This window comes from Paenibacillus sp. FSL R5-0701 (assembly GCF_037973995.1).
Classification (GTDB): Bacteria; Bacillota; Bacilli; order Paenibacillales; family Paenibacillaceae; genus Paenibacillus.
On the sequence record NZ_CP150230.1, the window covers coordinates 3,306,838 to 3,328,225 of the forward strand.

23 protein-coding genes are annotated in these 21,388 nt (G+C 44.2%); 17 read left to right on the top strand and 6 right to left on the bottom strand.

The window, feature by feature from the left end; genetic code table 11:
* The first annotated feature begins 248 nt into the window (after positions 1-248).
* The 5 genes from MKZ13_RS14670 to MKZ13_RS14690 are packed head-to-tail and all read left to right on the top strand — an operon-like array spanning position 249 to position 4,325.
* Entirely contained in the window at positions 249-1,637 is a 1,389-nt protein-coding gene (locus MKZ13_RS14670; protein ID WP_339184977.1) for a NosD domain-containing protein, read from the top strand.
* The gene (locus tag MKZ13_RS14675; RefSeq protein ID WP_339184979.1) at positions 1,634-2,215 is read left to right on the top strand and encodes a nitrous oxide reductase accessory protein NosL; all 582 of its coding nucleotides are present in this window, start codon (positions 1,634-1,636) and stop codon (positions 2,213-2,215) included. The genes MKZ13_RS14670 and MKZ13_RS14675 overlap by 4 nt, the downstream gene beginning before the upstream one ends.
* Positions 2,216-2,243: 28 nt before the next feature.
* A complete protein-coding gene (locus MKZ13_RS14680; RefSeq protein ID WP_339185400.1) occupies positions 2,244-3,065 on the top strand; it encodes an ABC transporter permease in 822 nt (273 codons plus the stop codon).
* The gene (ccmA, locus tag MKZ13_RS14685; RefSeq protein ID WP_339184981.1) at positions 3,058-3,771 is read left to right on the top strand and encodes a heme ABC exporter ATP-binding protein CcmA; all 714 of its coding nucleotides are present in this window, start codon (positions 3,058-3,060) and stop codon (positions 3,769-3,771) included. The genes MKZ13_RS14680 and ccmA overlap by 8 nt, the downstream gene beginning before the upstream one ends.
* A gap of 2 nt (positions 3,772-3,773) precedes the next feature.
* Positions 3,774-4,325, top strand: a complete 552-nt coding sequence (locus MKZ13_RS14690; RefSeq protein WP_339184983.1) for a redoxin domain-containing protein — start codon at positions 3,774-3,776, stop codon at positions 4,323-4,325.
* Between the two features lie 176 nt (positions 4,326-4,501).
* On the opposite strand, the gene metE is transcribed toward MKZ13_RS14690, so the two are convergent.
* On the bottom strand, positions 4,502-6,796 hold the full coding sequence (gene metE, locus MKZ13_RS14695) for a 5-methyltetrahydropteroyltriglutamate--homocysteine S-methyltransferase (RefSeq protein WP_339184985.1): 2,295 nt from the start codon (positions 6,794-6,796) through the stop codon (positions 4,502-4,504).
* Between the two features lie 224 nt (positions 6,797-7,020).
* Here metE and MKZ13_RS14700 point away from each other — a divergent pair, with 224 nt between their 5' ends.
* Positions 7,021-7,644, top strand: coding sequence for a hypothetical protein (locus MKZ13_RS14700; protein ID WP_339184989.1), 624 nt, complete (start codon positions 7,021-7,023; stop codon positions 7,642-7,644).
* Between the two features lie 73 nt (positions 7,645-7,717).
* Here MKZ13_RS14700 and MKZ13_RS14705 read toward each other — a convergent pair whose 3' ends face one another.
* Positions 7,718-8,383 (bottom strand): MBL fold metallo-hydrolase, encoded by a 666-nt coding sequence (locus tag MKZ13_RS14705; RefSeq protein WP_339184992.1) that lies wholly within the window; start codon positions 8,381-8,383, stop codon positions 7,718-7,720.
* A 205-nt stretch (positions 8,384-8,588) separates the two neighbouring features.
* Here MKZ13_RS14705 and MKZ13_RS14710 point away from each other — a divergent pair, with 205 nt between their 5' ends.
* A complete protein-coding gene (locus MKZ13_RS14710; RefSeq protein WP_339184994.1) occupies positions 8,589-9,059 on the top strand; it encodes a GNAT family N-acetyltransferase in 471 nt (156 codons plus the stop codon).
* Between the two features lie 143 nt (positions 9,060-9,202).
* On the opposite strand, the gene MKZ13_RS14715 is transcribed toward MKZ13_RS14710, so the two are convergent.
* A complete protein-coding gene (locus tag MKZ13_RS14715) occupies positions 9,203-9,568 on the bottom strand; it encodes a helix-turn-helix domain-containing protein (protein ID WP_339184997.1) in 366 nt (121 codons plus the stop codon).
* Positions 9,569-9,673: 105 nt separating this feature from the next.
* Here MKZ13_RS14715 and MKZ13_RS14720 point away from each other — a divergent pair, with 105 nt between their 5' ends.
* A complete protein-coding gene (locus MKZ13_RS14720) occupies positions 9,674-10,531 on the top strand; it encodes an arginase family protein (RefSeq protein ID WP_339184999.1) in 858 nt (285 codons plus the stop codon).
* A 145-nt stretch (positions 10,532-10,676) separates the two neighbouring features.
* The gene (locus MKZ13_RS14725; RefSeq protein WP_339185001.1) at positions 10,677-11,855 is read left to right on the top strand and encodes an MFS transporter; all 1,179 of its coding nucleotides are present in this window, start codon (positions 10,677-10,679) and stop codon (positions 11,853-11,855) included.
* An 86-nt stretch (positions 11,856-11,941) separates the two neighbouring features.
* On the opposite strand, the gene MKZ13_RS14730 is transcribed toward MKZ13_RS14725, so the two are convergent.
* Entirely contained in the window at positions 11,942-12,754 is an 813-nt protein-coding gene (locus MKZ13_RS14730; RefSeq protein WP_221819389.1) for an undecaprenyl-diphosphate phosphatase, read from the bottom strand.
* Positions 12,755-12,960: 206 nt separating this feature from the next.
* Here MKZ13_RS14730 and MKZ13_RS14735 point away from each other — a divergent pair, with 206 nt between their 5' ends.
* From MKZ13_RS14735 to MKZ13_RS14755, 5 genes are all read left to right on the top strand, one after another.
* Positions 12,961-13,989, top strand: a complete 1,029-nt coding sequence (locus MKZ13_RS14735) for an ABC transporter substrate-binding protein (RefSeq protein WP_339185004.1) — start codon at positions 12,961-12,963, stop codon at positions 13,987-13,989.
* 186 nt (positions 13,990-14,175) lie between these two features.
* Positions 14,176-14,601, top strand: a complete 426-nt coding sequence (locus MKZ13_RS14740) for a MarR family transcriptional regulator (protein WP_237175444.1) — start codon at positions 14,176-14,178, stop codon at positions 14,599-14,601.
* Positions 14,602-14,739: 138 nt separating this feature from the next.
* A complete protein-coding gene (locus tag MKZ13_RS14745) occupies positions 14,740-15,384 on the top strand; it encodes an SDR family oxidoreductase (RefSeq protein WP_221819388.1) in 645 nt (214 codons plus the stop codon).
* A gap of 51 nt (positions 15,385-15,435) precedes the next feature.
* Positions 15,436-15,780 carry a rhodanese-like domain-containing protein gene (locus tag MKZ13_RS14750; protein ID WP_145317423.1) on the top strand — a complete coding sequence of 115 codons (345 nt, stop codon included), beginning with the start codon at positions 15,436-15,438 and terminating at the stop codon, positions 15,778-15,780.
* 121 nt (positions 15,781-15,901) lie between these two features.
* Positions 15,902-16,924, top strand: coding sequence for an NADH:flavin oxidoreductase/NADH oxidase (locus MKZ13_RS14755; protein WP_339185009.1), 1,023 nt, complete (start codon positions 15,902-15,904; stop codon positions 16,922-16,924).
* A gap of 139 nt (positions 16,925-17,063) precedes the next feature.
* Here the strand turns inward: MKZ13_RS14755 and MKZ13_RS14760 are convergent, their stop codons facing one another.
* Positions 17,064-17,981, bottom strand: a complete 918-nt coding sequence (locus tag MKZ13_RS14760) for an AraC family transcriptional regulator (protein ID WP_221819386.1) — start codon at positions 17,979-17,981, stop codon at positions 17,064-17,066.
* Positions 17,982-18,270: 289 nt separating this feature from the next.
* Between MKZ13_RS14760 and MKZ13_RS14765 the strand changes: the two genes are divergently transcribed.
* Positions 18,271-18,849 (top strand): TetR/AcrR family transcriptional regulator, encoded by a 579-nt coding sequence (locus MKZ13_RS14765; RefSeq protein WP_339185011.1) that lies wholly within the window; start codon positions 18,271-18,273, stop codon positions 18,847-18,849.
* Between the two features lie 99 nt (positions 18,850-18,948).
* Here MKZ13_RS14765 and MKZ13_RS14770 read toward each other — a convergent pair whose 3' ends face one another.
* Positions 18,949-19,362: a MerR family transcriptional regulator gene (locus MKZ13_RS14770; protein WP_339185013.1), complete on the bottom strand. Its 414-nt coding sequence runs from the start codon at positions 19,360-19,362 to the stop codon at positions 18,949-18,951.
* 192 nt (positions 19,363-19,554) lie between these two features.
* Between MKZ13_RS14770 and MKZ13_RS14775 the strand changes: the two genes are divergently transcribed.
* Positions 19,555-20,595: an NAD(P)-dependent alcohol dehydrogenase gene (locus MKZ13_RS14775; protein WP_339185015.1), complete on the top strand. Its 1,041-nt coding sequence runs from the start codon at positions 19,555-19,557 to the stop codon at positions 20,593-20,595.
* A 193-nt stretch (positions 20,596-20,788) separates the two neighbouring features.
* Positions 20,789-21,262, top strand: a complete 474-nt coding sequence (locus MKZ13_RS14780; protein ID WP_339185017.1) for an HIT family protein — start codon at positions 20,789-20,791, stop codon at positions 21,260-21,262.
* The last annotated feature ends 126 nt before the right edge of the window (positions 21,263-21,388 follow it).

A 21,388-nucleotide genomic window follows, 5' to 3' on the forward strand; every position in this document is an offset into this window, starting at 1 on the left:
GTGTCTATAGCCTAATTGAGCTATATGGAATAAATAACATTTTAAGTACACTGTGATCAGGATTGTGATAACGCTTCATTTATTACGTTGCTTCAATGAATGAGAGACATGAAATGTTGGATTTTAAGTGGAATGGAGGGATGGTGTGTACAACCAACGTATACATGGGATTAACGCAAGACTGGTTGAATGCATTGCCACAGCAATAAGTAACTGTAACAAGAAGCCAGAATTGCGCGTGAAGATTCATGGGTAATCCTCGGGCAGGATTGGGTGCATTCGACAGTTGTAAGAAGAGTCGGGTTACGGGTGTAATTTTTCTAATCGGAATGATGATGCTCCTACTATCTCTTCCGCAAGGTGCAATCATGGCCTCCTCCGGACATCGTGAGCTCATTCCCCTTCAGCCTATGATTGACCGTTCTACACCTGGAGAAGTCATTAAACTTGCATCAGGTCGTTATTCTGGACCGGTGACGATTGACAAAAACATCACCATTCAGGGTGATCCTACGGTCGTAGTTGTTAATGCGGAAGCCACCTCTACGATAATGATTCGCTCGGATGGGGTGAAATTGAGCGGTTTTACAATTGAACATGATACGAATGAACAGACTGCAGCGATTCAGGTTGAAGGGAAAAACAGTGAAATTACGGATATGCATATTCAGACCCAAGGGTATGGGATGATCATCCGGAATTCGAGTCATGCAACGATTCAACGGAACAACATTACTTGGTTGGGGGCTGATTCTGCTTCCAGTCGCCAGAAGGGCAATGGCATTGATCTGTACAACTCCCATGATAGCTACATTGAGGCCAATGAGATCACTGGCATGAGGGATGGAATCTATCTGGAGAACAGTCGAAAGTCTACCGTGCAAAATAACAGGCTGTTACATACAAGGTATGGCATCCACTGTATGTACATTGACGGCTCTTCTGTCATGGACAATACCGGAGAGGAGAACATGACAGGTGCCATGATTATGGGTGTCAAGAATACGGTCATATCGGGGAATTCCTTTCGCAAACAAAGTACCAATGTTCACTCCCAAGGGATTCTGTTGTATGACGTACATCAATCTTCTGTTCACAACAATGTAGTGGAGGGTAATCGTGTCGGCATGAATATTGCAGAATCCTCAGGCAATGAGATCCGTGGCAATGCGGTGCTTCGGAATTTTGTTGGAATCCAGCTGGTCCTGGCAGAAGGTAATGAGTTTACACGTAATCGATTGGTATCCAATGTCATTGAGGCTTCCGCGCTGGATAGCCCGAATAATGTCCTGATGGAGAACTACTGGGACTCTTTTCAGGGGCTCGATCTGAATCAGGATGGAATCAGTGAAATTCCCTATGCCATCAATCCTTTTTATGAGCAACTGGTCAGTCGAAATTCTGCGTATCAGCTCTTTTTCCAATCACCGGGTATGGTCTTTCTGAGTGACTTGTTTACAGAAGGCAGAGAACAATGGACTACCGACAAATCGCCACGAATGAGCATGGATACGAAATCTGATCTGAACATGTCAGTGGAAAGTGCTACAGGTTCCAAGATGGTGTGGATGTTCGGGTTAGTTCTGTTGGGTATGGCAACTTTTATAATCATCTATATGGGGGTATTACGAAAATGAACAAAGGCTTGAATAGAAGATGGACATTGGTCATGGTACTTATGTTTGGCATGGTATTGTTAACCGCTTGCGGAACAAAATACGCGGCATTGCCGATCAATGAGGACGTGGATATCTGTGCGATCTGTAAAATGCAGGTGAAGGACGACGCATATGCAACACAGCTCACTACGAAAGACGGCCAAAATTACAAGTTCGATGATATCGGTTGCATGAACCAGTGGAAAACAGAAAATGGCACCGATAACATCGGCATGGACTATGTACGTGATTATAATGATAAGGAATGGATTGAATACAGCAAAGCCACGTATGTATACGACGCTTCATTACGCACGCCTATGGCCTATGGCATTCTTAACTTTAAGGACAAGCCCTCGGCTGAAGCTTTCATTGCAGAGCAAGGTGTGGGAACCATTATGACCGCTGAGGATCTTGCTTCTCATGACTGGAAGCAGAACACGGAGAATATGGACATGATGGGTGAACATGGGCATGGTAAGCACGGACATGATGATGAAGGAGACAGTAATGAGATGCACCAGGAAGGTGAGAAGAAAGAAGAGTCAGGCCACTAGGAATGACAATAGAAAATGGTGATCAATGATGTCAGATATGATACAGATTGCAAGACGAGAAGTGAAAATGGGATTTCGCAATCCTTGGGCGTATTCGTTTCTGATCCTTTTTTGTACCTTTAGTTTAAGCTTGTTACTTCTGAATTCACAGAATCTGGTTGAAGGATATTCGGGAACCACAGGTTCCATGTTGAATCTCATTCTCTACCTTTTGCCATTAATGACGCTATTCCTCGGTTCCTTCTCACTAACATCCGAAAAGGAAGACGGTAGCTGGCAACTGCTATCCACGTATCCCATCGGCACGATGTCTTTTATTGTGGGCAAGTATCTCGGGCTCTCGATTGTTTTAATCACCATTGTTGCGTTTGGATACGGCCTGATGGGGGTCATTAGCGGAGTAATCGGGAATCCAATGGATGTCATGACATATCTTCTCTTTCTGGCATTTTCCTGTGGACTGGTGTTGTTATTCCTGACACTGGCTCTCTTTATCGGTTCGTTGTCGCGTAATCGGTGGCAGTCGTTGACGATCTCCGTGACCGTATGGTTTTTCGCAGTCATTGGGTGGCCGACCTTATTGCTCTCTGTGCTGGGACTGATGCCTTATCTGTGGGTGAAACCGCTGCTGGTTATGCTAACGCTCATCAATCCGGCCGAGCTGGTGCGCTTGTATGTCGTGATCAAACTTGGGGGCGGCTCTATTCTGGGACCAGAATATTATCGATGGGTGGAGTGGGTGCAGCAACCCAGTGGCAGTTGGATCTTCATCGGGATATGCCTGTTCTGGATTGCCTTCTCTGTCGTAGCGGTATATGCAATCTGGGAGAGGGGGCGTTCTCATGGATAAAGTGGGACTCGAAGTGATGGAATTGTGTAAATCCATTAAAAAGCAACAAATTGTTCAGGATATCTCCTTTCGCATAACTTCAGGCCAAGTGCTTGCCCTCTGTGGAGGGAATGGCGCAGGGAAGAGCACAGTGCTGCGTATGATCGCCGGAATTCTTCGGCCTACCTCCGGTGAGGTTGTGGTGAACAATGTGCGATGGTTGAAGGAGCGCAACCGTTATTCACAGCAGATTGGATATATGCCGGACGATTATCAATTTAATCAGGGACTGACCGCAGAGGAAGTACTTCTGTTCTGGGCTTCTCTAAGGAAAGTTCCCAAGGAGAGAGTGCAGGAAGTACTGACCATGGTAGGGTTGGCGGATCAAAAGAACAAACGGGTTACGACCTTCTCCAAAGGCATGCGCCAGCGTGTGTTATTCGCTCAAGCTGTGCTGTCCAAACCTCCACTGCTCATCATGGATGAGCCAACAAATGGATTGGACCCATTCTGGATGCAGGAATTAACTCAGCTGCTCAAGGGAATCAAACAGGATGGTCACATGGTCGTGTTCTCGACCCATCAGTTGGAGATTGCAGACGACATTGCGGATCAGGTGATATTCATGAACCATGGACGTAATGTTGGAGAGGGCTCGACTCACGATTTTTGTGATCAATTCGGTTCGCTCCATGCAGCATTTCATCAAAGTCTTGGTTTAAAGTGAAGGTGAGTTTATTGCAGAAAAAGAGTTTTAAAAGCAGACGTACACTTACAATTTTGATTGGTGTAGTTGCATTGCTCGCAGGTACATGGGCCATTTTCGAAAATGTATCGACACCCGAATCTCAGCGAGGCAACGCTATTGAAGCAGGTGCAAAAGCCCCTGAGTTCACAGCGGTTAATTCAGCAGGGGAACAAGTCAGCCTGTCCGATTATCAGGGCAAAGCCGTCATGATTAACTTCTGGGCTTCATGGTGCACACCTTGCGTAAGGGAGATGCCGCTCGTTCACCAGATTGCTCAGGACTATCAGAACGATGTGGAAACCCTGTTTGTTAACGTGGGGGAATCGAAGGGCACGATCCGTGAGTTTATGGATAAGCAGGCGTTTGATTTTCCAGTGATTATTGATGTGACGGGCAACATATCAGGTATGTATCGTATTACAGGTTTGCCCGCAACGATGGTTATTGATGGGGATGGGGAGTTCCGTCACATACTGCTCGGTGAACTGACCGAAGATATGCCGTTGCAGCAATGGCTGGAAGAGAGTATCTAGTCGTAAGCTTTGGATGGTGGTGAGAAAAGGGCAGGAACGCCAGAGATCGCCATGTTACAAGTGAAATGAATGTACGTTAAAAGTAACTACAAAAAGTAACCATATAAAAAGCCGGACACCCATTTAACGAAGGGGTGTCCGGCTTTACTTTTGAAGCTATGCTGCTTCGCAGCTGATTACAATACAGCAGCTGAAGCGTGATTGGTGCGAGCGATTCTGGTTGCGTCAACCATGTTACGCAGGGAAGCTACCGTTTCTTCCTGTCCACGGGTTTTTAATCCGCAGTCCGGGTTAATCCAGAACAACTTCGGATCAAGAACACGCAGGGCACGTTCAATCATGCTGCTCATTTCATCTACGCTCGGAACACGTGGACTATGGATGTCATATACGCCAAGACCGATACCGAGCTCATACGTATTTTCTTCAAAACTATGAATCAGTTCACCGTGACTACGGGATGTCTCAATGGAGATAACATCTGCATCCATAGCTTCAATGGAATCAATCATGTCATGGAATTCGCAATAGCACATATGCGTATGAATTTGAGTCGTTTCATGCACTGTGCACGTAGAGATACGGAACGCTTTGACAGCCCAAGCCAGGTAATCGGCTTGTTCATTTTCTTTCAGCGGAAGTCCTTCACGAACAGCCGGCTCGTCAACCTGGATCATACCAATGCCTGCCTGTTCAAGTGCTTCGACTTCCTGTCTCAACGCATACGCTAATTGATAGGCAATCTGCTCACGAGCAATGTCTTCGCGTACGAATGACCAGTTCATGATGGTAATCGGGCCAGTCAGCATGCCTTTGACAGGACGCTCAGTCTGCGATTGGGCATATTTCGTTTCTTCCACCGTCATTTCACCCGTAAATGCAACATCGCCGAAGATAATAGGTGGCTTCACGCAACGTGAACCATATGATTGTACCCAGCCGAACTGTGTAAAGGCAAAACCGGCCAGTTTCTCGCCAAAGAATTCAACCATGTCGGTACGCTCAAACTCACCATGCACCAGTACGTCAATTCCGATCTCTTCCTGAATCTTAATCCAGATATCAATCTGCTCCCGGATGAAGGCAGCATACTGTTCGTTGTTCAACTCACCCTTGCGCCACAACTGACGTGCTTTTCTGACTTCAGCAGATTGTGGGAAACTACCAATCGTTGTTGTCGGGAAGAGTGGCAATTGCCATTTGGCCTGTTGGGCTTCATGACGTTCTGCAAAAGGACGCGAGCGTTCTGGCTGTTGAACACTGATGGAAGCAACGGCTTTCTGTACAGCGGTACGGTTCCGATCTTCGGATTGCTGAAGCGCCAGAAGAGGAAGCTCTGCTTCGTCTATTTTGGCGGTAATCTCTGCACTTGGTGAAGATAAGGCTGTAGTCAAAAGAACAATCTCATCCAGCTTTTCATCTGCAAATGCGAGTGCATTCTTCAGTTCAGATGTAAGTTTTGCCTCGCGGTCTGTGGTTACTGGCACATGCAGCAGGCTGCAAGATGATTGCACGATGATACGTTCAGGTGTCACGAACTCAGTCAATTCATTCAGCAAATTCAGTTTTGCTTGAAGGGAAGCTTTCCAGATCCCACGTCCATCAATAATACCTGCTCCGAGCACTTTGTCTGCCGGGAAACCGGATGTCCGAATAGATTGTGTGTTACCAGAGAGCCCGTGTACAAAATCAAGTCCTACACCTTGAACTGACAGTGCAACAATCTCGTTGTAGTTTTCTACAGATTCAAAGTACGTTTGCAGCATGATATTCAGGCCTGGAACGGCTGCGGCAAATGTTTTATATATTTTATTCAGACGCTGTACGTCTTCATCGCTTAATTTGGTTACCAGGATAGGTTCGTCGATCTGCACCCACTGAACGCCTTCGCTTGCAAGTTCTTGAAGCAATTGAGTGTAAAGTGGCAGCAAGCGGTCCAACCAAGCGTCTGTCTCGGATTTATCATAACCTTTGGAGAGCTTCAGGAAGGTTAACGGTCCAACAATAACCGGTTTGCCTTCAATGCCGAGTTTTTCTTTTGCTTCACGATAAGCGAGAAGTGGTTTGTTTTCCGTCAGAGTTGGGGAAGCCCCGTCCAGCTCAGGTACTATGTAGTGATAGTTAGTGTTAAACCATTTTGTCATTTCACTTGCTGCGGCATCTTTTGTTCCCCGAGCGATGCCATAATATACGGACAACGGAACAGAGCCACCATCATAAGCAAAACGTTTAGGAATAATGCCAAACATCACGGCCGTATCCAGGATATGATCATAATAGCTAAAGTCATTAACTGGAATAATGTCGATGCCTTTCGCTTGTTGTTTGCGCAAATGTTCGATACGGATCTCCTGCAAACGTGCGTGAAACTCTGTTTCCTCCAGCTTACCTGCCCAGAACGCTTCCAACGCTTTCTTCCATTCCCGATCAGCACCAATACGCGGATATCCCAATACACTACTTTTTGTCATTGTTTAAAACCCCTCTGCTTTTATGTTACACAAAATTTATCACAGATCCGGAGTTATAATGTAATTCCATTAAATTATACCTAGTTATAGCCTAGGGCTATACCAAAAAGAATATTTAGTATGAAGTATAGAACTTGAAGAGATCATTACGTTTGAAATAGACACCACTAATGTTACAATGGTTAACTATGTTCATACGAATGAGTGAAAGGAAGGCGGTACGCATGAATCTGTATCACATCCAGTCCACCGTGCACGGAGTCAACAGAGTAACATCATTTTTGGAAGACAATTATATTGGTATTGCTTGGTCAGGTACAGGGGATCTGGAGCAAACGCCCCCGGAGCTATGGAAGGAACAGTTGGTTCAATACTATAGCTTGGATGAAGCAGAATTGGCGAGCACACTCGCGACACTACATATGTTTGTTAACCTCATGCAGGATGGAGATTATGTAATAATTAGCGATGATGAATGGACGTATGTTGGGGATATCGGGGATTATTATTACGACGATTCCGCTGGCACAGAAAACGACTTGATCTGTCACCGTCGGGGAGTTACATGGTTGGGTCGTATTCCTCTCGCTGAGCTGAATGGCAAAGTGCAGGCACTGCAAAATGATTCAGCCATCCTTGCGAAGTTTGAGTATCCCATATCACAAGCACATCTGGATCGAGGTCTTGCAGTCAGTATAACAGCCGAAGCAACCAACTCTCTCTCAACAGGGGTAGATGAAGCCACAATTCAAACAGCTCTCCAGGTGCTGAGAGAAGCGTTACACAGTGAAGAAGAAGAGCTGCGAATTCGTGCGGCTACAGCCATTTTGCAATATGCCAAGCAATAGGAAGACTATGCTAAGACTAAGAATGGTTATTGGGTTTAGACGGTAACCATTCGCGGATCAGCAATTTTAATAACTATAACCCCTGAGTAAGTTCTGAGATCTGTTCATTTACATTCCCATGACTTCGTCCACCGTGATAACAAATCACAGATGTAATGTCGAGTTCGATATACTTTTTCAAAGAGAATCGAGCTGTCTCTGTATCCAGCGTAGTTGGTTCATGAATGCCTCCAAGCCTGCCGTCTACACTGAACATTGAATCCCCGGCGATGAGCGTCTTGCTGTCCATCAAGTATAGACTGATATGACCTGGCGTATGACCAGGTGTATGAATAACGCGAATTCCACCGCAAAACGGCAGTTCCTGACCATCAGACACCGTTTCATCTACTTTGCCCTTTGGAGAATGCTCAAGGTGACCATCTTTGAGAAGAGGGAGCTGTCCCTCAATATATGGCTTATCCAGCTCATGTGCATATATCTTGACTTGTGAGCCACACTCTTTCAAAATCTCGGGAAGACACCCGATATGGTCCACATCCTGATGTGTGAAAATCACTGCTTTAAGTTGGCTGATCGGCACACCTACCTTTTCGAGTTCGATACATAAATCGTCATATTGTCCAGGGAAACCGGTATCTATTAACACAGCCATTTCTTCATCCCATATCAGAACAGGGTGAATTATATTCCCCTCAAAATCAAGCTGAAGCATTGCTATTCCCTTTGAAATTTCCATAATATCAGACCTCCGAGAGTTGGAATTCATATACATCGTTACTCGTTATATTTCTTATGTAAACGAATAAAGACGGCAAAAAGATACGTTCAGATGCTTATAGAAATATTCAATGAATGAGGGAATTGACGCTTGCTGTTGGGAATGATAATTTAGATATATCATTTAAACCAATAAGTCCAATAAGATAAAGGGGGTATGTGGGATGACACATATCGTGCATGCAGCAGCTGAAGATATTCGAAGCGAAGATTCGCTGTTACTGATCAAGGAACTGAGTGAAGAACTCGGGTTGTTATATGGCGGTGATGGAACTGCAAGATTTCAACTGTCAGACGTTGAGGTGCCACGTGCGGCTTTTATCGTTGCCAGGATCGACGGGTATCCGGTTGGTTGCGGAGCACTTAGACCCCTTGATGAAACATCTGTAGAAGTTAAACGCATGTATACACGCAGTGGTTACCGCCGTAAGGGGATTGCCCAAGCTATATTGGCCGAGGCAGAGCGTCTTGCGAACGAACTTGGTTATACCAATCTGAAACTGCAAACAGGTCCCTTGCAACCAGAAGCTGCAGCGCTGTATGAGCGTGTAGGGTATTATCGAATTCCTGTTTTCAGCGGAAATTGGGACAGAGTGTTGGCATATCAGAAAGATCTGGTACACGAAAAAGTATAATTCTACGAATCACAGCTTTTATTGTGCTGAACGGACAGAGGAACACAAGATAAAAGTAAAAAAGTCGCCGATTGGCGACTTTTTGCGTTTTAACATACTCCATTTAGTCAAATTATCTCATCTGAGTATATAGACAAAAGCGTTCAATCCGTTGCGCTATTATTGATCGAAGGTTCTTGATGTTGGACACCCCATTCACATAGGCCTTCCAAAACGGGCAATAACGTTTCAGCTTTGGCCGTCAGACGATACTCGACTTTAGGAGGGACTTGGGGATACTCTTTTCGTTCGACCATACCATCTGCTTCCAATTCTTTGAGCTGTGAACTCAGCGTTTTATACGTGATGGCGCCAATCTGTCTTTTCAGTTCATTAAAGCGGACGGGCTGGTTTTCTGCCAGGAGATACATAATCACCATTTTCCATTTGCCACCAATGACTGACAACGTGTATCCAAAAGGGGTATCTTGAATGTTTTTCACTTTACCGTGATATTCAGCCATACTCATCATTTACACTATCCTTTCGGGTAGTACCTATCATATTAGACCGTACTATTTATTTGTTTGGGCTCAGTTTATACTAACCTTACTTTGAAGTAAAGGAGATTTACGATGACTCAAAAAACAATACGTCTGCTTATGCCACAATGGCAAGGTGGAGATAATCCGAACTACTCTTTTGGAGCGGAACTGCTTGCTTGGCTCGCACCTGACAGTAATCAAACTCTCATTCATGTCCCTGTCGAAGCATATGATGGAACACCTCTGGTAAGCGAGAACGGAATTAAAGGCAGAACACAGCTGCTTCAGCAATTGCTGGCTGCCCAGCATATTATTCAAGCTCACCAGCCTGATCGCATTGTCATGTTTGGTGGTGACTGTTTGGTTGAACAAGCCCCGTTTGCTTATTTAAATGAACGATATGGCGGAGAACTGGGTTTGATATGGATTGATGCTCACGGTGATTTGGTTAGATACGAAGGCTATGACAACGGTCATACTTTACCGCTCGGGAACCTTCTTGGGGAAGGAGACCCGGAGTTTGCCAAACATGTGAGAGTCCCTTTGAAGCCTGAACATGTCTTCATGGCCGGGTTGACAACCCCCACGGAACAGGAAACCGAAGTGATTCAAAGATTGGGTATCCGAACGGCTGGAACTGAAGAATTAACCCATGACATGGATTCGATTAAGAAGTGGATTAAAGAGACTGGGTTCAAACATCTGGCAATTCACCTTGATCTGGATGTGCTTGATCCCAACATGTTCCGTTCATTGTTATTCGCCAAACCAGGGGAACCTTATGTGTTTTCACCAGCGGGAACCATGCAAATCCCTCACTTGCTTCATCTGATCAAAGAACTGTCTGAAGAAACAGATGTAGTTGGATTAGGAATAACTGAGCATATGCCGTGGGATGCCATTAACTTGAAGCATTTGCTTGGAGAAATTCCTATTTTGAACCAGTGATATAGGTTATAAGTCGCCAGAATATATCAGGATACTGATATATTAAGTCAATATTAAGGAAGATCATCAATACAAATATCAATATTATTATATGGGTGGTTCAATGCAAATCAGAATTCAAACAAACTGAGGAGACTACACCCAGATGGTCACGTTATTGTTAATCATTATTTATCTCGCATTTATAGGGCTGGGATTACCTGATGCTTTACTTGGCAGTGCCTGGTCCGTTATGAAACACGATATACATGCGACAACAGAAATGGCTGGTTATATATCTCTAATCATTTCATTTAGTACAGTAGTGTCAAGTCTGTCTGCCAGCCGATTGTTACACCGGTTCGGAACGGGTAAAGTCACATTGTTCAGTATACTCTCAACAACGATCGCGCTGTTGGGATTCTCATTCTCTGAGAATTTTGTGTTTTTACTGATTCTGGCGATCCCTCTCGGTCTGGGTGCAGGTTCGGTGGATGCGGCACTAAGTAATTATGTAGCATTGCATTTCAAGGCCAAGCATATGAACTGGTTGCATTGTTTCTGGGGAATTGGCGCAGTGACAGGCCCACTCGTTATGGCATATTGGCTGAATCAAGCAAACAACTGGCGTGCAGGATACGTAACTGTGGGGTTGATTTTGCTTGGGATCGTGGTGGTCTTATTATCAACTTTGTCTCTATGGAGGATTTTTGAGAAGGGAAGAGTAGAGGGTTCAGGTGATGAGAAGAAACGCGTGAGCAACCGTGAGGCCATACGTATCCCCGGCGTGAAAATGTCGATGCTTGCGATGCTCTGTTACAATGGTTCCGAAACTGCTGCCGGTCTGTGGATGGCTACTTTCTTCATTGTTAGCAAAGGAGTTTCTCCAGGTACTGCCGCAGCACTATCCTCCCTATTTTTCATTGGCATTATCTTGGGACGTGTAATCTCAGGCTTTCTTTCGACTCATGTATCCAGCAAAAATCTCATCAGATATGGTGGAATCGTTGGATGCTTCGGATTGGTTATCCTGGTTATGCCGATTCCTTACTGGATTGCTGCAGGGGCTTTATTTATCGTGGGATTGGGCGGAGCACCGATCTATCCGAGTATTGTTCATGCGACACCGGAACGCTTCGGTGAGAAGGCATCCCCAAGTGTAATTGGACTTGAAATGGCCAGTGCCTATACAGGTTCAACACTCATCCCGTTAGGTATGGGACTTATAGCCAGCCAATGGGGAATGTCAATGGTACCCCTGATCCTGCTGATTCTGTTCAGTGTTATGTTCGCGGCTACAGAGCTGGTTAACAGAAGCAACAAGGCTACGCGCCTGACCGTTTAGCTCCTGCTATAGGTCATTATGGCTCTGCCACTATACAACAAAGGAACAACCATCGCTGGTTGTTCCTTTTGGTGTGTGGACTTTTTTTATAAGAAAATCAGCAACAAAGTACCTGCGGCAAAACAGTAATACGAAAAGTATTTCAGGTTGCCTTTGGCCATAATGCCCATAAACCATCTCATGGAGAAATACGTGACGAAAAGCGTCGTGATGAATGCGATCAGATAAGGGATAGCCAGCTGTGATCGATTCGGATCATTGGCGATGTCGGATACCCCCATAATGAGTCCGCCAATACTTATGGGAATGTACAACATGAAGGAGAACTTCAAAGCTGTTTCCTGTTTCATGCCAACAGCGATGGACGCAATTACAGTTGCACCTGAGCGGCTAATGCCCGGAATAAGAGCGACCGCCTGAGCCAGACCTACCAACAATGCATCTTTTGTAGACAGATCACCGTCTTGCTTGCGACCACGGAGATTACGAATCAGCCATAAGGCAACCCCGGTGATCAATAGCGCGATGGAAACGGTATATACGGACGAGAAAATTTCTTCAATCCGGTCCTTGAACAGGACTGCAACGACAGCAGCAGGGATCGTACCAATAATTATGTATAAGCAAAACATGAAGTCTGCTCGATATTCTTCTTTACGAGTACGCAGGTAACCTAGTGCACCAATGATCAACTTTTTGATATCTTCCCGGTATATAAAAATAATAGCGATAAGTGATGCCGTGTTCGTTAAAATCTCAAATGACAATCCATTCTGCTTCATGCCCATAAGTCTCTGAGCGATGATCAGGTGACCGCTTGAGGAGACGGGGATTGGTTCTGTCGCACCTTGAACAATACCTAAAAACAAATACTTTAACCACAATATAATCTCTTCCATGTTTTCCTCCTTGAATACGTTTCATTGGCTTTCCAATGTGTTCCTTTATTTGTATTATTATTTACTCTATTGATGATAGCTGTTTAACGTGGTGACTTGCAAGTTAGAATTCATAGAGTGAGTGAAATAAACTTGTCTTGTAAAAACATTCAGAGCATGTTATCGTTGATAACGATTATCAATATCAATGAAGAGGTGGGTTTATTTTGCTGAAACAGAGAACACCAATATGGTTCATGATGTCACTCATCTTGCTACTAATACTGAGTGCATGTGGACAATCTGCCAAGACCAATAGTACAACCGCGGGCAGCACCAATGCAGCTGCGGATACAGAAACCAAGACGGACTCGAATGCAGCTTCTTCCGCTGAAACCAGTGCCACTACTGAAGAGGAGCTGGTTACATATCAATCGGATGCAGGCGAAGTACAGGTACCGAAGAATCCTAAGCGCATTATTGATTTGACCTCATTTTCGACAGGCTACTTTGTAGCCCTTGATGCACCGGTAGTCGGCGCTTTATCAGGAGCGATGAACAACAAATATATCAAGGATCAACTTGCAGCAGCGGGTACCAGTGATCTGGGTGAAGAGCCTACACCAGAGAAACTAATCAGTTTAAAACCTGACTTATTTATTGTGTACACTGGAACAGAAGGCATCGACAAGCTGGAGCAGATTGCACCTGTCGTACAGATTACATTTGGAAAGCGTGATTTCAAGGATCTAATGCTTGAAATGGGTAAGCTCACCAATAGAGAAGACGCCGCAATAGCCTGGAATGCTAACTGGGAAGCGAAGATCAACGAATTGAAGCCCAAGGTTCAGGAAACTGTAGGCGATCGCACCGTGTCCATACTGAATCCGTACGCCAAAGGATTATTTGTATTTGGTCATAACTATGGTCGAGGCGGTGAAATTATTTACGGGGAGTTTGGTCTCAAGGCACCAGCCAAGGCTCAAGCTGAAGCAATTGATAGCGGGACCGGATGGGCTTCAATTTCCATGGAACTATTGCCGGAGTATGCAGGTGATATCATCTTCACCAGCCCGTGGTCGGGAGATACGACTGATCCCAAGATCGTATATGATAATACATTATGGAAGAACTTGCCTGCGGTGAAGGCAAATCATGTGTTCCAGCTTGACCCGACTTCAGACTCGTACAACGATCCGTTAACGTTGGAAGGTCAGCTGCAATTTATTTCCGATAGCCTGCTTACCGCGAAGTAAGATTAGACTGCATAAACGGTAATACTGGAGCATTTCCAAACGTCGTTACAAGACGGGGAAATGCTCTTCTTATGAGCTTAGAATGTTATATACGTTGATCTTGGATGGTTTTTGACCAATGTAATTAAGCTTGATACAATAGGATAACAGCTGGTGGACATTAAATATCAAGCGGGGTGATCTAGATTGCAGCAAAAGAGTGAACGTTTGGATGTTTGGTTGGCTTTCTCTAACATTCATACCCATCTGAACGAGAAGCTGGAACAAGCTCTGCTTCAACAATATGACTTATCTTTGAAGGAATTTTATGTGTTAAATTTCATATATAATGCGGAGGGTAAGGAATTACGCCTACAACAGCTTCAAGAACTGGTGGGGTTGAGCCAAAGTGCTACTTCCAGGCTCGTCGTTAGGATGGAAGCCAAAGACTGTGGGGCGCTGGAAAGACATGCATGTGAAGATGACCGGCGTGGCATTTACACTCGTATTACGGAGCTTGGAGAGAATAAATACAAGAAAGCACTTCAAACGTTTAATCAGGTCTTGCAAACTGAATTGGAACAGGATGGATTTGAGACTCGATTAGAGAATCTCACTAAAGAATTGTTCTAAGGCCAGGGTGAATATAGGGTAATGTAGTCATTTACCCTATAAGAAGACTTGACACTCCTTAATATATCCTTTAAATTAAATGCATGCGCATGAATTAAATATGGATGCGGTGATTCATTTATTAAGGAGGTATTGAACATGAAGGTATTCGTCGTAGGATCAAATGGACAGATTGGTCAACAGCTTATTCATCTTTTGAAGAATAGTGAAGAGCACACTGTTCTTGCTATGGTACGAAAACAAGAGCAGGCAGATTCATTTGCAGCACAGGGTGTGGAAACGGTGCTTGCCGACTTGGAAGGTACGGTTGACTCACTTGTAGCTGCTGCAACGGGTTGTGATGCGATCGTATTTGCAGCTGGTTCTGGCGGTACAACGGGATATGATAAAACACTCCTGATTGATCTGGATGGTGCCGGGAAAACCATTGAAGCGGCTCAAAAAGCGGGTATTGATCGATTTATCATGGTGAGTGCGATCCAAGCCAATAATCGTGAGAACTGGCATGATAACATCCTTCCATATTATGTAGCGAAACACTATGCTGATAAATTGTTAGAGAGCAGTGGGTTAACTTATACCATTATACGTCCAGGGATTCTAATGAATGAGCCGGGAACAGGTAAAGTTTCTGCTGCTGAGAATATTACATCCGGTAACATCACTCGTGAAGATGTAGCTCATGTGATTTTGGCCAGTTTGAGTGAGAAGAATACCTACAGGTGTTCATTTGATCTAATCGCTGGTGAGGATACAATATCTGAGGCATTGAGTGGGCTCTGATCCAAAACAAAATTTTCGACGATATCAGATGAGTTAAGAGAGGGCTATACAATGATTATGTTGATGCTTTTGACCTTCATTTTAGGTATCTTCATTGTTGTACGTCAATTTTGGCCACTGCGCAATCTTGAATATATAGATTATCAAGTATTTCTCAGACAAGAGCGTGATTTTCGGCAATATAAAGTGATCGATATTCGAGATGCGACGGATTATATGGCTAATCCTACTCCGGATACGATTAATATCTCATTGGGGCGCCTTGCTTTCACCTGGGAAAAATACCTTCTTCGAGAAGATAACGTAATTATAATGTCACCTGGTATGCTTCAATCCAAAAAGGCTATACGTATTTTGCGAAAGCATGGGTTTGAATGTCTTTATGTGATGAAGTAAATGAACTAAAAGATACATGCGAGTTCTTAATCATAAGGAATTATTTAGCGAAGGCACTTTTTTGATGCTTGCGCATGCATTTTTATTATACATGATTCATGAAAAGGGGAGTTTTATTTTGATGACAGATTTGTTTAGTCCATATTCTTTTAAAAGCCTGGAGCTTAAAAACCGTGTCGTAATGGCACCAATGTGTCAATATTCAGTTGAGCAAAAAGATGGTATTGCAACAGATTGGCATTATATGCACTACGTTAGTCGTGCCGTGGGAGGAACAGGTCTCATTATCATTGAAATGACAGATGTGGAGCCGGATGGCCGGATCTCAGATTATGATCTTGGGTTATGGTCAGATGAACAGATCCCGGCTCTGAAACGAATCGTAGATGCGTGTCACAGTTATGGTGCCAAGGTCGCTATCCAGATCGCTCATGCGGGCCGCAAAGCAGAAGATGCCGAGGTTCCAGTAGCTCCATCGGCGATCGCCTTTGATGAGAATTCCAAGCAGCCAAGAGCGCTCACAACGGATGAAGTAAAAGGAATGGTTGAGAAATTCCGTAGTGCAGTAGCCCGTGCTGTGAAAGCTGGTTTTGATGCGATTGAGCTTCATGGCGCGCATGGATATTTGATTCATCAGTTCCATTCTCCACTATCAAACAAGCGAGAAGATGAATATGGTCAAGATTTAACGTTATTTGGACGGGAGATCATTCAGGCTGCAAAGGCAGAGATACCAAAAGACATGCCCCTGATGATGCGTATTTCAGCCAAAGAATATGTCGAAGGTGGCTATGGCATTAACGAAAGTTCCGAGTTTGCCAAAGCTTATAAAGAGGCAGGCGTTGACGTATTTGACATCTCATCTGGTGGCGAGGGACCTATTGGTGCATCGGGCAGACCAGGAACTCACGCAGCTTATCAAGTACCTCTCGCTAAAGCAATCAAAGAAGCTCTTGATGTACCCGTGATTGCTGTTGGAAGACTGGACGACCCGAAATTGGCGAATGCAGTTATCGGCAATGAAGAAGCTGATCTCGTTGCAGTTGGCAGAGGGCTGTTAAGAAATCCTTACTGGGCTTTGGAAGCAGCTTCTGCTTTGCGCAAGACAACGGACGTTCCAAAACAATATACGAATGGTTTTTAATGTATTAAAGACTTCATGTTAACGATTTAATGATCTTCATTAATCCTTGCATATAGGGAAGGACTCCGACTGACAAAACAGAAGGAGTCCTTTTTGGGATTAAACTAGAGGTAAGGGAACGATACTAGCCAGTAACCAGTCAAGTAGTCGTCTCATCGGTTTTACCTCGCAGGCGTTTAATGTCTTCTCTGGGTGGGAATCCGAACATGCGAGAGTATTCACGACTGAATTGGGAAGGGCTCTCATAACCTACCCGAAATGCTACATCTGCTGCATCGGTGGACTTGGATAATAACAAGCGGCGAGCTTCTTGCAGCCTAAGTTGTTTTTGAAACTGAATCGGGCTCATGGCAGTCACTTCTTTAAAATGTCTGTGCAGTGAGGCAGTGCTCATATTTGCCAAATCCGCCAATTCCTCAACCCGAAAATTCTGATCAGAATGATTCATAATATATTCAATAACGTCTCTGATGCGATAGGTATGGCTGCCCTCCATGGTAGCTTGTTCCAGAGCAATCCCATGAGGACCTTTCAGCACTTTATAGAGAATTTCCTTTTTGAACAAAGGAGCGAGTAGTGGGATATCTTCCGAATGATCTTCTAACAAACGGGCTAACCTGACAACCGCATCCAGCAGAGAAGGCTCAGCTTGGCTGACAAACATCGCACGCCTCGTTGTTTTCCGCGGTCTTGCTGGAAAATCGGAATGGTTCAATACCTCGAGAATCTCACTGGATGTGAATTCAAGTTTCAGGGCCAGATAGGGAGCCTCAGACGAGGCTTGAATCACTTGTCCACTAACCGGCAAGTCAACGGTTGCCACGATATAACTTCCTGGACCATACCGGAAACGATCCTGTCCCAGCAGGACCTCTTTCTCACCCTGAACGATAATGCAGAAGGATGGTTCATTCACCCTAAATATAGGTTCAGTAACGACCGATTCACGGATTAGAAATAATGAAGGGATCGCCGTCAGGTGCACCCCATCCTTGTCAGAATGACGGTCAATGAGTGTGGCTAATTCGTTCTGTTGTTCGTGTATTTGATCAGACATGCAAAGTTCTCCTTTTTCCCTCACAACATAATAATCACATTCTATCGTATATTGACCGAAGGCGGTAAGAAACGGATAGGAATAGGCAAACATTTGATGTGAATGGATAAGACATTCTGATTGCTGGTTGCATATTCACAAGTACACAGGTCATGATATACAACAAGTACAGAAGATATACACTTATGGTTCAGCTAATACATGATCAGAAGAGAATGAAAAGGGTATCTGCATCTTTTATTTACTGATCGTTCCCGATGTGTTAGATTGATTTTGGGAGGGAAGTTGAATGGCTAGAAGTAAAGAGTTTGAAGTGAACGAAGTATTGGATAAAGCAATGAAGATCTTCTGGGAACAAGGTTACGAGAAGACGTCGATGAGTGATCTGGTTGAGCATATGGGAATTCATCGCAGAAGTATATATGATACATTTGACGATAAACATTCGCTGTTTTTGCAGGCAATGGATCGTTACAGAGGAAAGGTCAGTACCACATTACTTGCAGAAATCAAGGCATCCAAGACGGCAGTGGAAGCACTGCATAAAATTTTCGATGTTATGATCAGTGAAGCAGAGGAGACACCATCGGGTTGCTTGATTGTGAACTCGGCTGTGGAGCTGGGCGCACGTGATCAGGAAGTGGACAACCGATCTCTTGAATCGTTTAATGAAGCTGAGCGTATGTTCGAGCAGATTATTCAATGGGGGCAGCGGGAGGGAGAATTCTCTTCTGATCATGATGCGAAGGAAATGGCAGAGTACCTACACAATATTTCTGTCGGCATCAGAGCCATGGCAAGAACCTCGACGGATAAGGAAAAATTAAACCGGATTATCCATGTAACGATGAAACTTTTGGAAAAATGATGAGTAGAGACATACCCAAAAAAGTAGCTTGAAATCCGTTAGAGGACTTCAAGCTACTTTTTTTGTGCGCTAATTTTAGAAAATAGAAAGCATGAACCATCAATTGATGATGGCATTTTCCATCGGTTTAATTTTGTGAATCTCTTCGGTTCCAGCCTCCAAAGCTGTTTCGTAGTAGGAGCGTTTGTGCTCAATGACTTCCATGGTTCTTCTTAGTTCCTCCATTTGTGCTTCCACTATAGCTTTTCGCTCCGTAAACATGTCATATCTTTGCTTCAGCGAGGAGTCCCCTTCAGAGCACCATTCAATAAAGTCCTTAATGTCTTTAATAGGCATGCCGGTCAGCTTCAGACATTGGATGATCTTTAGAAAGTCAATGTCGGAGTCTTTGAACAAGCGTGTTCCGCTTGTGGTTCGTTCTACAAAAGGCATGAGTCCTTCCTTGTCGTAATAACGCAATGTATATACCGTAAGGTCTAATTTTCTGGCAACTTCACCGATTGAATAGGTCATTTAGAATGAATTCCTTTCTATTAGGGGTAGACTTCGAGTTAACTCTAGGATTGATCCGAGTGAATTCTAACATGTTGGATTACTGGATGTCAAAGTAAGTTCGAGATAAAAAAATAAGATAAACATTTGACCTAGAGTTAACTAGAGGGGGTAAGATTATTTTGAACTTTAAATTACTAGGAGGTTATCCCATTGATTATAGCTAAAGCCAGAGCCGTTGACGGACCAGATCAACAATTCAGAAGTGCTGAAATTAAACGACGTGATCTGGATACCAATGATGTATTAATCGAGATTAAATATGCAGGTATCTGCCATTCTGACATCCATACTGCCCACGGTGAATGGGGCCCTGTGAATTATCCACTCGTTCCTGGACACGAAATTGCCGGAATTGTGACCGATGTAGGAACCGGAGTCTCCAAATACAAGGTCGGTGACCGAGTAGGGGTTGGATGTATGGTTGACTCTTGTGGTGAATGTGATAACTGCCGCAAAGGTGAAGAGCAATACTGTCTTAAAGGAAATATTCCCACGTACGCTGGGGTAGACAAATACGGTGAGCCTACGCAGGGTGGATATTCCACTCACATTGTTGTCGTAGAGGATTTCATTGTTCGCATCCCTGATAACATTGGACTTGATGCTGCTGCACCTTTGCTCTGTGCCGGTATTACGACATATTCACCACTGCATCACTGGGGAGCTGGCCCAGGTAAGAAAGTTGCCGTTGTAGGTATGGGTGGTCTTGGTCATATGGCTGTCAAAATTGCACATGCGATGGGTGCCGAAGTAACGGTTCTCTCCCAATCCTTGAGCAAAAAAGAAGATGGACTGCAATTTGGTGCAGATCACTACTTTGCCACAAGCGAACCGGAAACATTCGAGAAACTTGCAGGCACATTTGATCTGATGATTAACACGGTAAGTGCGAATATTGACATTAACGCTTATTTCTCACTGCTCACACTGGATGGTACACTCGTGAACGTGGGTGCTCCTGCTGAGCCACTAGCCGTAAACGTATTCTCTCTTATCGGTCATCGCCGTTCATTCGCAGGTTCCATGATTGGTGGTATCCGTGAGACGCAGGAAATGCTTGATTTCTGTGCAGAACATGATATTGCACCTAACATTGAGGTCATCTCCGCCGATCAGATTGACGAAGCATATAAACGTGTACTGGCTTCCGACGTGAAATATCGCTTTGTTATTGATATCAGCACTATGTAAGTGTGAACTTTGCAATAGTGATAGTTAAAGATAGAAGAAAGCAGCTGCCGCCAAGGTCAGCTGCTTTTTGCTTTTCAGTTTGTTAATTGCTGATCGTTCTATAACCCGCCATCTCATCGCAACGAACAGAAGGTAACGGCGTCTAATAACTAGTAACTAGTTAGAAAAATATGAAAGGAGTGTAAGGAGAAAGATGACGGTATCATTTTCACATCAGCCTGAAGGGTATGAATGTCCATTTTGTCGTATTTGGGGTATCGAGCGACCTGATCAGGGAACAAAACAAAGGGATATCATCTATCAGAATGAAAAGGTAACCGCATTTATAGCGGGCAAATGGTGGCCAAACAATAAAGGACATGTTCTTATTGTTCCGAATGAACATTTCGAGAATATTTTTGAACTCCCTGCGGATTACGCTGTTGAAATTCACCGCGCGGCTCAGCTTATAGCATTTGCAATGAAAAGTACATATGGATGTGATGGGATTTCGACACGACAACATAATGAACCTGCTGGCAATCAAGACGTATGGCATTATCATCTCCATGTTTACCCTAGATACGTGAATGATCAACTGTATCTGTCAAATGGTTCTCCGTCCGATCCAGATGAACGCGCTCTCTATGCTGATCAGTTGCGTTCTTGGATAAAGGAAAACATCTAAAGTCTTTGCGGGTAAGGACTACTCTATGATCATAGATATCGGCCTATTAAAGAGAACTTTGTTGTTACAAATTTTTTTGCATTAAAACAACCGATAAGGGGTATTGAATTTGATATTCATGATAGA